This window comes from Roseimicrobium sp. ORNL1, from assembly GCF_011044495.1.
Lineage (GTDB): Bacteria > Verrucomicrobiota > Verrucomicrobiia > Verrucomicrobiales > Verrucomicrobiaceae > Roseimicrobium.
Genome location: NZ_CP049143.1, coordinates 6,753,169 through 6,765,184, shown reverse-complemented (window position 1 = coordinate 6,765,184; position 12,016 = coordinate 6,753,169). Strand labels below are relative to the sequence as shown.

Genomic DNA, 12,016 nt, shown 5'->3' with positions numbered 1-12,016 from the left:
TCGTCATCGTTATCGCAGGTACATGAATTCATTCGCGGCCATCAGCGTGTGGCAGAGCAGTGTCCAGGCGTCGCGATTGCCTGACTTGCTCTTCACGAAGGCGAGTGCGCGCTGCTCCTCATGCGGAGTGGCAGCGCGTGCATACAGGATTTCATAGGCGCGCTGCACGCGTGCAGCGTCGGCGCGCTCCTGCTCCTCCAGCTTCGCGGCAAGTTTCTCGGCGGAAGTGGTGGCAAGAGGAGAGTTCAACATGATGAGCGCCTGCGGTGCCACCACCGTGGAATTGCGGCTGCCCGTGGGCATGGTGGGATCCGGGAAGTCGAACTGCTCCAGCAAGTCGTAGAGGTTGTTCCGGATGATGGGCAGATACAGCGCGCGCCGTGGAGTCTCGTACGTGGTGGCGTCCTTCGAGGTGTGATTGAAAACGAACTCACGATTGCGCAGGGGCACTGTCTTGCCGCCGACCTTGAGATCGAGCGAACCGCTGGCCGCGAGGAGCGCATCACGGATCTCCTCCGCTTCCAGACGCTGGAGATTGGCGCGCCACAGCAGCTTGTTTTCCGGATCCACCAGCACGGGATCTGGCGAAGACGAAGGTTGCCCTGCGGAGGGATGCAATGAGGCCATCTGGTACACGCTGGATTTCATCAACACGCGGTGCATGTCCTTCATGCTCCAGCCGTTCTCCATGAAGTTGCGCGCCAGCCAGTCCAGCAAGGCGGGATGGGAGGGCTTGTCTCCCAGGATGCCGAAGTTGTCCGTGGTGCCCACGATGCCGCGGCCAAAGTGCCAGCGCCAGAGGCGGTTCACCATCACACGTGCTGTAAGAGGATGCTCTGTGCTCGCCATCCAGCGCGCAAGCTCAAGGCGGCCGCTGTGCTTCGCTGGGAACACCGGCTTTGTGAAGGAGACGCGCATCACGGTGGGGAAGCCACGTTCGATTTCCTTGCCCAGTGTGAGGTAGCTGCCGCGAATGTGAATGGGAAGCGTGCGAGTGACAGTTCCGTCAGTCACACCCATCAAGGCCGGTGGGTCCGGAGTCTTGTCCTCCATCGACATAAGCTCCGTCTGCATCTGCTGCACTTCTGAGAGCATGCTCTGGTCAAAGGCATCCGCGTCCTTGTCCGGCATCACGAGGAATCCGCCGGCGTCATTGAGCGCATCATGCGCGGCGGCAAATTCGGGCTCGGCCGGTTTGATCGCCTTCGGATCTTTCTTCTTGGCTGCGGCAAGACCTTCCTCGGCGTCAGTGAAGAGCTTCGCGTAGTGATTCCTTACACCCGCCACATCACCCGTCTTCGCAAGGGCATGCCACTTGTCGAAGAATTCTTTCCCCGTCGCACGGGCGAGATACTGGCGGCAGGTAAGCAGGTAGCGCGCACGCAGGCCATGCTTGGTCGCCACGGCCTCAACCTCCTTGAAGTCAGGATCGTCTGGCAGCTCCACGGAAGCGGCGAGGTAGTTCGCGGCTTGGCGCTGGAGATCCGCTTTCAATGCGGCGCGCGTGTCGCTGTTGTACTTGGTGATCTTCGCCCGCTGGGCCTTCACATCGGCCTCATGCTTCTTCTTCGCCTCAAGGTCCGCCGGTGTGGCGAGGCTGTGCTCGTACCAGTACTTGATGGCGCCGGTGCGATCATCCGCGAGACTCTTCGTGCTGCGGAAGATGGCGGCCATCGCATAGTAGTCTTCCTGCGAGAAGGGATCGAACTTGTGATCATGACAGCGTGCGCAGCCGATGGTCATGCCCATGAAAGCCTTGCCCAGCGTATCTAGCTGGTCGTCGATGATATCCATCTCCAGCTTCCGCACATCGGGCTCGGCAAGCACCTTGGCGCCGAGTGAGAGGAAGGCGGTGGCAGTCAGCGCATCCTGGCGGGAGGACGTGTCGCTCGTGGGCAGGAGATCGCCGGCCAGTTGCTCGATGAGGAATTGATCGTACGGCTTGTCCTCGTTGAAGGCACGTACCACGTAATCGCGATAGCGCCAGGCGTGGCCGAGGGTGACGTTTTCATCAAGACCATTGGAGTCGGCATAACGGGCCACATCCAGCCAGTGGCGGCCCCAGCGCTCGCCGTATTGCGGAGAGGCAAGGAGACGGTCGATGACGCGGTTGAAGGCCTCCGGGGAATTGTCCGCGAGGAAATCCGCGATTTCCTTCTGCGTGGGCGGCAGACCCGTGAGGTCAAAGGTGGCGCGGCGAATCAAGGTGCGCTTGTCCGCAGGAGGCGCGGGACTCAGACCGGACTTTTCAAGCGATTCCAGAATGAACGCGTCCACTGGCGTCTGCACCCATGCGGTGTTCTTCACGGCAGGTAGCGTTGGCGTGCTGAGCGGTGCGAAGGACCAGAACTTGCGACCTTGTTCGAAGTTGATTCCCGCCTTCGCTGGAACTGCTGCCGCTGCACTCTTCGCGTCACGCGGATCCGGAGCTCCCATGGCGACCCACTTCTCCAAGTCACGAATCTGCTCGGTAGTGAGCTGATTCTTCGGAGGCATCTGCAGATCGCGATTCTTGTAGCGGATGGCCTCGATGATCTTGCTCTTGTCTGGATTGCCGGGCACGAGGGAGGGACCGGAGTCACCGCCGATCATCATTGCTTCACGCGAGTCCATGATGAGCCCGCCCTTCACCTTCTTCCCTTCGCTGTGGCATTCGTAGCACTGCTCGATGAGCACAGGACGGATGCGTTTCTCGAAAAAGTCCACTTCCTCCGCGGAGGGTGCGGCGAACACACCACACGCAGGAATCACACAGGCGAGCGCTGTCAGACGGATCAACATGACGGGCAAGGCAGGCAATGGTGGGAGTTGAGAAGTGAGGAGAAAATGATCAACGGGCGAGCTGGCGGACCTCGGCATCGTTGAGCGCTCGTGAGATTAGGCTGAACTCGTCCATGCAACCGTTGAAGTTGCGCACCGGTTGCTGGCGCTTGTCAGGAGTGGGCGTCCAGTTGCCGAGTTCCATCAGCCCCGGGGAAAGCTCCACCGCCTCCTTGATGGGATGCGTGGAGAAGCGCGTGCCATTCAGATAGAAGCGCACTTCACGCGCATCGAGGTCATACACCATTGCCAGGTGCACCCACTGACCGAAGCGTTCCGGAGTGAAGAGCACGGGGCTGATGTAATCCTGCCAGCGCACGGGCGTGCCATGGTCAGGGCGGCCTGGGCCTTCACCCACACCCAGGCAGAGGGAGCCATCGTTCAGCACCTGCCAGTGCATGTAACCCGCGCCGAGGCCCTGGGTCATGCAGATGGAACTCTGGCGGATGTTCAGGCCATTCAATTGCACGCTCGCGATGGCAGTAAGCTGGCGGTACTGGCCGGGAATCTTCAGCCGTACACGATCGCTCAGGCTGCGGAACTGCAGGGCTTGCTTGCCCGTACCCGGCCAGCGGCCTTGGGTCCATGTGCAACCCACGATGGTGCCGGCAGCAACGTCAGGTCCCTGGGGCGCAGTGTTCTTCAGTGAGCGGGCTCCTGCTCCGTCCTGGAAATCAAGACGTAGAAGAAGAGCGGGATCGCGCAACTGTTGCGCCGCCGTTTGCTGCCAGGCATCGAACGACTGGCGTTGCGAGGCCTGTACGCGCGAATCCAGATCCCGGCTGAAGGCGAAGCCTGTGTCATCGGCGCTCATGGTATCGGAGCCTTCCATGCGTGCCGCCTGCCCCGTGGTGAGCAGTTGCATCGGGGTCTGGGGACGATGCAGTTCCACCTCACCTTTGAAGACATGCAGGGCCGGTGCGTCTCCCGTCAGATCCAGACCGAACTCCGTGCCAAGGTCCACCAGGTCTCCCTTCGGCGTGCCGATGCGGAAGCCTCGGGCATGAAACGGCACGTCTGCGCTGAAGCGGCCGCTTTTACAAAAGGCCTCACCTGCGGAGACGAGCTTGAGTTCCGCCGGCCCTTCAATGCGCAAGCGCGCTCCCTGGAAGAACTCAATCTCCGCCACGCCACTGCGCAGCTTCAGTTCCCCGGGGGAAAGAGGTTCGTGCAGCGAGGGAGCCGTGCCGTTGTCTTCCCACACCAGATCCACACCACGCGTGAGTACGGCCACGGCGGAGGTGGTGGCTTCGTCCTGGATCACGACATTGGATCCGCTGGGAGAAACCGACGGCGTGATGGTTGCAGTTGATTGAGGCCACAAGGCCCACGTCACAGCGCCGATGACAATACCCGCAGCCATGGCGGCGGTGATGCGCCAGGCAATGCCGCGCTGTGTGCGTGCTTTGACCGGAGCGACAGGAGCAACCGCGGCTTGAGTCTGAGCAGGAGCGCTGCTCTGGATCAGGCTTGCGCGTTGTGACCAGGATTGCAGGGCATCTTCTCCATCCTGGAAGGCAAACCATTCGCGGCGTGCATGCGGCGAATCCGCGAGAAACTGGCAGAGTTTTTCGTGATCCTCCGGCGTGATGGTGCCATCCGCCTTCATGGCGAAGAGACGCAGGAGTTCGTGATCAGTGGGTGAGGAGTTCATGGTTTCAGGCCTCCTGCGCCAGGCGGCGCTTCATGCAGTCACCCAACAGCCGGCGCAGGGCATTGAGCTTGTTGTAGAGTGTTTGCGGCGCACGTCCCTGCTGCTGTGCCAGCGTGGCGATGTCCGTGTTGTTCATGTAGAAATCACGCACCAGATCTCGCGAAGGGGCATCGAGTTCACCGATGCAGCGGTCCATGGCAGAGAGCCGGGCTTCGCGATGCTCCAGGTCCGCGACGCGTTCCTCGGCGAGGCGGTTCATCAACGCGTCATCGAAGTGTAGACGCGAGCGCGCCGCAGTGCGCTGGAAGTTCTTGGCCTCGTAGAAGGCGAAGCTGCTCGCCCAGGAAAAGAAATCCTGTGTCTGGTCGAACTCGCTGAACTTCCTCCACATGGTGATGCTCGCGCGCTGCAGCACGTCTTCGGCGTCCGTCCCATTGCCCAGCATCACGCGCAGGAAGCCGAGCAGGCGGCCGTGCACGGCATTGAGCCGCAGGATGAACTGCTCGCTGAGCTCGGACTGAACCGGGGCTGGAGTTTCGTCTGGCATCTGCCGGGTATTGTCCGGTACTCGGCGAGTTTACCGAACTTATTTGCACTTTAAAAACTGGTGGCAGGCGGTGCCCCAGCAATAATCGCCGCCGGGTAGACGGGCCTTTCAGGCGAGTCCGCTCCATCGACTCCTGCGTTTCGACCCCACTGCTGCTGCATGCGTTCTACCAAGCCCACCGTGATCCTTGTGTTGCTCGTTTTCGCGGTAACGATCAACTACATCGACCGGGGCAGCCTCTCTGTGGCGAAGCCAAATGTGGGGGAGGAATTTGGCCTGGATGACGTGCAGATGAGCTGGCTGTTCTCGGCATTCTCCGCGAGCTACGCCATCTGCCACCTGGCGGCTGGATGGCTGGTGGATCGGTACAGCGTGAAGTGGGTGTACGCGTTCGGGTTTCTCATCTGGTCCCTGGCCACCGTGGGCATGGGTCTGGCCAATGGGCTTGTCTCCCTCCTGATTCTCCGAGTGCTGCTGGGTGCGGGCGAGAGTGTGGCCTTCCCGGCGACGTCGCGGGTCATCGTCGATAATTTCAACGAGCAGCAGCGTGGTCTGGCGAATGCCCTCATCGACGCGGGCACAAAGGTGGGTCCGGCCCTCAGCACGCTGGTGGGTGGTCTGGTTCTTGCCCGCTACGGGTGGCGGGCCTTGTTCATCATCGTCGGGGTAGCGAGCCTCTTCTGGCTCATCCCGTGGCTCCTCGCGGTGCCGTCGGAAAAGCACACTGCGCAGCAAAAGCATGGCACCCGCCCGGACGCCACACCGATGAAGGAGATTCTCAAGCGCCCTGAACTGTGGGGCACCTCACTCGGATTCTTCTGCCTGGGTTATGCGTGGTACTTTGTGGTTTTCTGGCTGCCTTCCTACCTGCGCGAGGGACGCGGATTCACCACGGAAGAGATGGCCGTGTATGGCTCGCTCCCCTTCTGGGCGATGGCGGCCACTTCACTGACAGGAGGGTGGATTTCGGACCGCTGGATCTCCGCAGGAGCCACACCCACCAAGGTGCGCCGGAGCTTCCTCTTTGGTGGACTGCTGCTTTGCGCGGCGTTCATGTGGTCCATTACCCTGGCCACCGGTTCGGTGATGTGCATCGTGCTGCTCATCGCTGCGTGTGCCTCGCTTGGCCTGTACACCTCCAATGTGTGGGCCGTCACCCAGACCCTCGCTGGCCCCACTGCATCGGGCCAGTGGACGGGTGTGCAGAACTTCGTTGGGAATCTTGGAGGTGTGGTCTCGCCTCTGGTGACAGGATGGATCGTCAAAACGACGCACTCCTACACAAACGCCTTCATCGTTTCTTCCATCGTGCTCCTCGCGGGTGTGGCAACCTACCTTTTGTTTGTCCCCCGCGTGCAGCCCATCCAATGGAGCAAGTCCTAAGTAGCAGCCATGGCGTCATCTTCTCTCATCGATACTCTTGCCTCGCTGGTGCGCATCAACAGCATCAATCCTTCGTATGAAGGTGGTCCGGGAGAGCGCGAGATTGCCACGTGGGTGCGGGAATACTTTGAGCAACGCGGTATCGAAGTGTGGGAGCAGGAGGTGTTTCCGAATCGGCCGAATGTCATCGCGAGACTGCCCGGCAAAAATCCGAACCGTCGCATCATTCTCGAAGCACACACGGACACCGTCTCCGTGAAGGGCATGACGATTCCACCGTTTGAGCCGCGCATTGAGGATGGGAAGATGTATGGACGCGGTTCGTGTGATACCAAAGCAGGCCTCGCCGGGATGATGCATGCACTGGCCACATTGCATGAGGAGGGCATCCAGCCGCCGTGCGAAGTGTGGCTCGCTGCGGCGGTGGACGAGGAGTTCTCCTATCGCGGGGTGGTGAAGCTTTGCGAGGGACTCACGGGGCATGCAGCGCTGGTGGCGGAGCCCACGGGGTTGCGCGCGGTGATTGCCACGAAGGGCGTGCTGCGTTTTCGCATCCTCGTGCGAGGGAAGTCCGCGCACAGTTCGAAGCCGCATCTTGGGGTGAATGCCATCAATCACATGGCGCGTATCGTTCTGGCACTGGAGCAGGATCATCTGCGACTCGCGGTGAATGATCATCCGCTGCTCGGCCCGGCGACGTGTAATGTCGGCGTGATTCAGGGCGGCGTGCAGATCAACTTCGTTCCGGACGCCTGTGCGATTGAGATCGATAGGCGGCTGCTTCCCGGTGAGCGCACAGTTGATGTGCTGGCGCACTACCAGCGGATTTTGGATCAATTGAAGTCAGAGCATCCCACCATGGATGCCGGCATCGAAGATCCACCGCTGCTAACGGATGAGGCGCTCGAGACTTCGGCAGACTCGGATGCTGCGCAATGTGCGAGCGCGGTGCTGCGTGACATGGGCCTCAATGCAGAGCTCTGCGGCGTGCCCTTTGGCTGTGATGCGAGCAAGCTCTCGCGCCAGGGTGTTCCCAGCCTCGTGTTCGGTCCCGGCAGCATCGATCGCGCCCACGCGGCGGTGGAATATGTGGAACTCGATCAAGTGCAGCAGGCCTTTGAGTTCTACCGGAATTTCATTCTTCGTTTTCAGTGAGTGACCAGATAGCATCAGCATCGCCTTTGCCTTCTCCCACCATGAGCACCAAGCCCGCATCCACCTCCCGCCGCACGTTTCTTCGTTCTGCTGCACTCGCTGCCCTCTCCGCTCCTGCCTTTGCACAAGCGGCTGATGATAATGATGTCTCGAAGGACTGCATTGATGCCCATGTGCATGTGTGGACGCCGGACACGGATCGGTATCCACTGGGTGAAGGCGCCACGAAGAAGGGCATGGACCCGGCAAGCTTCACGCCGGAGGAACTCTTCGCGCACACCAAGCCGAATGGCGTGAGCCGCATCGTGCTGATCCAGATGAGTTTCTACCAGTTCGACAACCAGTACATGCTCGATGCCATGAAGGCGCATCCCGGTGTGTTTGGTGGAGTGGCCATTGTGGATGAATCCGAACCGGATGTGGCGGATACGATGAAGCAACTGGCGAAGCAGGGCGTGCGCGGATTCCGCATCTACACCGACAAGGAAAAGGCCGAAGCCTGGCAAAGCTCCCCGGGCATGAAGGCCATGTGGTCCTGTGCCGCAGATGCCGGTCTCTCGATGTGTCTTCTCGCCAATCCGGATGCGCTTCCTGCAGTGCAGAAGATGTGCGCGCAGTATCCGAAGACGCGCGTTGTCATCGACCACTTCGCCCGCATTGGCATGAAGGGTGCGGTTGATCAGAAGGATTTGGATAACCTCTGCCGTCTGGCGGACGCGGAGCACACCTTTGTGAAGACCTCCGCCTTCTATGCGCTGGGCGCGAAGAAGGCTCCCTACACGGATCTCGGCCCCATGATCCAGCGTTTGCGGGATACGTATGGCGCCAAGCGACTCATGTGGGCCAGCGACTGTCCCTTCCAGGTGGGGGAGGGGCACAACTACAAGGACTCCATCGCCCTCATCCGCGAGCGTCTGGACTTCCTCTCGCCGGAAGACAAGGCGTGGATGCTGCGCAAGACGGCGGAGAAGGTGTTCTTTTCATGAGAGTTTGGCCTCCTGCTTTGGAGGGCGCTGCATCATGCGCGACAGAAGATGGCGGGCCAGTTCAGATTCTCTGCCAACATCCGCGTCCCCACCCAGCACGGCAACGATTCCTCCTCTTAGCAACAACAGTATTTCGATGTATTGACAGGACTGACAAGATGTGTAGTCTCGTTTGCTATGGAGAAAATTATTGAATTTGTCAATAAAGCCATAGCGGACGCTTCTACGGAGAATGATGGTGATCGTCGGAAGGAAGCCGCGGCAGCAATTGTTGCAGAAGTTGCCGCAGAAATGGCGGCCGAAGCCGCAAGCGCTGAGAACGCGACGCAGGAGTGAGCCCAAGGTTGGCCAAACAGCAGGCTGTACGCTACGCTGTGGGATCCTGTTATCTTTTTGCACGGGCATGCGAAGGGAGCATGCATGGGTGAGTTCACGGAACTTCAGTAGTTTATGAGTCCCGCTGAATTCTCCCGCCAACTCGAGACTCTCTTTGATGAGCAAAGGTGTTTTGAGCCGGAAGGTGCTGCTGATCTGATGGCGCTAGCCATGCGACGTGGCCCCCTCCAGTCCGCCCTCCACGCCACCCTGCATAAGGTATTACTGGGGCGCACCCTTCGTCATGCGGTTGCCCATTCCCACTACTATTCCGATAGAAGGAGTCACTACGAAACTTCTGAGAGCAGGAGTGCTGGAGCCACTTGCCACGAGATACTCTCCAGTCTGCCTGTGCTTCGGCGCGAGGATTTGCAAGTCCACAACTGCGAGATGCTCGCGACGGATGTGAAACTCCGAATGGTCTCACATACCTCCGGGAGCACAGGACAACCTGTCTTGATGCACCGGTCGGAAGAAGAAGTCATGTTCTTACAGCGGTATTATTCCCGCCTGTTTGCGCCAATTCGCAGGGGCTTCTCATTGCGTCCGCTGTCACTGTCATTTCCAAATCTCTACCACGGCACTCTCGTTCCGCTGCCTTCGCTTGGGTTCCCCCTCTCCAGTGGCGTGACGGATGATACCCTTATTCAGGACGCTGCACGGATCCTGACCAGACGCTACAGCTTGCCCGGCTGTGCTGGGCAGATTTCCCTGCTCTCGGGTCTTGCCCATCATATTGTTTTCTTCACGGCCTATCTTCTGGAAACGGGGATTTCGCCTGCCGGGTTGAACTTGGAGACGGTGACCATCACCGGTGGATACCTGGCGACCCATTGGCGCGAGTGGCTGGAGGTGCAGTGGAATTGTCGTGTGATCGATCGCTGGTCCATGACCGAGGCCTCCGGCGGAGCGAACCGGAATGGGATTTCCGGGCTATTCCAATTCGATCCCCATCTTGTCGCCGAGGTGATTCATCCTACTACAGGAAGACCCATCGAAGGCAACGGAACTGGAGAACTTGTGATCACAAATCTCCATCCATTCACACAACTGCAGCCTCTAATCCGGTATGCGACTGGCGATTTGGTGCACCAGACCAAAGACGAATACGGATTGCCAAACTTTGCATTTCTCGGAAAACTGAAAAACTGTTTGGTAGATGTTTTGGCAGAGACTCCAAACTGCCTTGTTTCATCGGCTCATCTGTGTGATATTCTAGGATCCCTGCCCGACACGGATTGCGTGGATTACTTTCCTAATATCTCGGTGGTGCAGGACAGGCTGGTGGGGTCGACTCCGATATTTGCGCTCTCTTCGGAGAGTCCGTCTCAGGACATCATCAACATTCGTGTTTCTGTCCAGCTTCGCTGGAATCCGGCGGCGTTTCCCGAGCGTGCTGCGAACTTGTGCCAAACCATCGAAAGCCGATTGCTGTCCGCACCGGGCAGCGCCCTCAAAAGAAGGGTGGAGGCTGGCACTGCCAGTGTCACGGTATGCCTTGGTGGACCTGGCAGCATCAAGGGCCCACCCATGATCAAGATTTGATCCGCTCCCCGCTCCTTCCATTCACCGCAGCTCTCGCAATGCCTCCAAACACTGACTACCAACAACTGCTCGCAGACGCCGATGCCCGCTTCAATGAGTTGCCATTGCTGGCCGAAGGGGAGTCAAAAATCCTGCGGGCCGTGACACCAAAGCTGGCGATAGTGAGACTGAAGCCAACACTTTATTCCATTACAGCAAATCGGAGCGGGGTCGTTGAGGGAACGGACTCCCTTCGTCTCCGCATCAGTGAGCGGCTGTGGCGCCTTCTTGAAGATGCAGGAATCAGCACTTCCATCCTCGCGGTAGGACCCAACAGCTATTTGACAGAGTATGTTCAGGCCACTCCGATCGAGGTCATCGTCAAAGCCTGCCACGTTGGGACTCCAAAGCATATCTATCACGGAATCACTGACCATCCGACCCGCTTCGGTGGCCACATCTGTTTCTCCGCTCCGCATGACCCATATGTGAGGTTCGACTGGCGAAATGCGCTGCCGCACCGCGATGAGTGCATGCCCCTCTGGCTTGCCAATCAATTCATAGATGTCGAAAAGGCTCAGTCGACAGCCTTAGAGGCCTTTCAAGCGCTTGTCGCCTTTCTGCAACCTCGCGGCCTGCACCTGCTGGATATATGCTTTATGCTCACGTCTGACGGCAAGACGCTTTTCAGTGAGGTGTCACCTGATTGTATGAGGGTTAAAAAGCTCGATACTGACATGGATAAAGATCTGTGGCGCAAGGGCAAGGATCCTGAAATCATATTGACGTTATGGGGCGAATTCCTGTCCATGGTGACGACATAACTACCGTGCTCTTCGATTGGGGAAACACCCTGGTGGATTATCCCCTGGGGACGACTTCTACGCAGTTGGAGTTCCTGGATGGATTTCTGCGCCACCAGTTGCACCGCTTCGACTATACGCCCGTTTCCCTGGAAGAGTGGCGTGATGTGCTCATAGCCATCAACACTGAAAGGAGTGATTGCCAGGTCACGCCCTTTGCGACGAGGATGCGTTCGTGGTTTCCTTTCATTGGGCGTGAGGAGCTTATCGGGATGGAGGAGGAGCTATGCCGGTCCATTTTCGGGAGTGCCTCGGTACCACAAGAAGTCTGGCCATCCGTTCAATGTCTGCTCAATCAAGGTTATGCAGTTGGCATCATTTCCAACCTGCCTTGGGGTGTGTCCGCGATACATTGGCAAACTGAATTCTCCCACCATCTTCGCGAGTTGTCCATGGTGCCACCAATCGTGTGTTGTGGAGATGTTGGGTTTCGCAAGCCTCATTCTGCGCCGTTCCTCAGATGCTTGCAATTGCTAGGTCGAACTCCCCAGGAGGCTGTGATGGTCGGAGACAGTATTGAATCTGATATCAAGGGCGCTCTGCAATGCGGGTTGGCAGCCGTGCTCATTGGGCATGAGACAACAGGCCCTCCCCCTGCAGGTGTCCGCACGGTTCCTGGCGTTGCCGCCTTTGTGGAGGCTTTTATCGCGGGAGACATACGCTCCTGCTGTGAGCGGACTAGTGGCTAGTGAAGCACAAGACAGGTCGC

The 12,016-nt window shown here is 59.0% G+C and carries 10 protein-coding genes; 7 read left to right on the top strand and 3 right to left on the bottom strand.

Going from position 1 to position 12,016, the window contains the following annotated elements; all coding sequences use genetic code 11:
- Positions 1–9: 9 nt before the first annotated feature.
- Genes G5S37_RS27145 through G5S37_RS27135 form a run of 3 tightly spaced genes read right to left on the bottom strand, consistent with a single transcriptional unit; the run spans position 10 to position 5,021 of the window.
- Positions 10–2,781, bottom strand: coding sequence for a PSD1 and planctomycete cytochrome C domain-containing protein (locus G5S37_RS27145; protein ID WP_165208546.1), 2,772 nt, complete (start codon positions 2,779–2,781; stop codon positions 10–12).
- A gap of 49 nt (positions 2,782–2,830) precedes the next feature.
- Positions 2,831–4,474, bottom strand: a complete 1,644-nt coding sequence (locus G5S37_RS27140) for a LamG-like jellyroll fold domain-containing protein (protein ID WP_165208544.1) — start codon at positions 4,472–4,474, stop codon at positions 2,831–2,833.
- 4 nt (positions 4,475–4,478) lie between these two features.
- A complete protein-coding gene (locus tag G5S37_RS27135; protein WP_165208542.1) occupies positions 4,479–5,021 on the bottom strand; it encodes a sigma-70 family RNA polymerase sigma factor in 543 nt (180 codons plus the stop codon).
- 159 nt (positions 5,022–5,180) lie between these two features.
- Here G5S37_RS27135 and G5S37_RS27130 point away from each other — a divergent pair, with 159 nt between their 5' ends.
- From G5S37_RS27130 to G5S37_RS27100, 7 genes are all read left to right on the top strand, one after another.
- Entirely contained in the window at positions 5,181–6,404 is a 1,224-nt protein-coding gene (locus G5S37_RS27130) for an MFS transporter (RefSeq protein WP_165208540.1), read from the top strand.
- 9 nt (positions 6,405–6,413) lie between these two features.
- Positions 6,414–7,559: a M20 family metallopeptidase gene (locus G5S37_RS27125; RefSeq protein WP_165208538.1), complete on the top strand. Its 1,146-nt coding sequence runs from the start codon at positions 6,414–6,416 to the stop codon at positions 7,557–7,559.
- A 41-nt stretch (positions 7,560–7,600) separates the two neighbouring features.
- Entirely contained in the window at positions 7,601–8,545 is a 945-nt protein-coding gene (locus G5S37_RS27120) for an amidohydrolase family protein (RefSeq protein WP_165208536.1), read from the top strand.
- Between the two features lie 177 nt (positions 8,546–8,722).
- Complete coding sequence (locus G5S37_RS27115; protein WP_165208534.1) at positions 8,723–8,881, top strand: hypothetical protein; 159 nt, start codon at positions 8,723–8,725, stop codon at positions 8,879–8,881.
- A 114-nt stretch (positions 8,882–8,995) separates the two neighbouring features.
- Positions 8,996–10,465 (top strand): CoF synthetase, encoded by a 1,470-nt coding sequence (locus tag G5S37_RS27110; RefSeq protein ID WP_165208532.1) that lies wholly within the window; start codon positions 8,996–8,998, stop codon positions 10,463–10,465.
- Positions 10,462–11,268 (top strand): phosphoribosylaminoimidazolesuccinocarboxamide synthase, encoded by an 807-nt coding sequence (locus G5S37_RS27105; protein ID WP_165208530.1) that lies wholly within the window; start codon positions 10,462–10,464, stop codon positions 11,266–11,268. Before G5S37_RS27110 ends, G5S37_RS27105 begins: the two co-directional genes overlap by 4 nt.
- 5 nt (positions 11,269–11,273) lie before the next feature.
- Positions 11,274–11,996: an HAD family hydrolase gene (locus tag G5S37_RS27100; protein ID WP_165208528.1), complete on the top strand. Its 723-nt coding sequence runs from the start codon at positions 11,274–11,276 to the stop codon at positions 11,994–11,996.
- Positions 11,997–12,016: the final 20 nt, after the last annotated feature.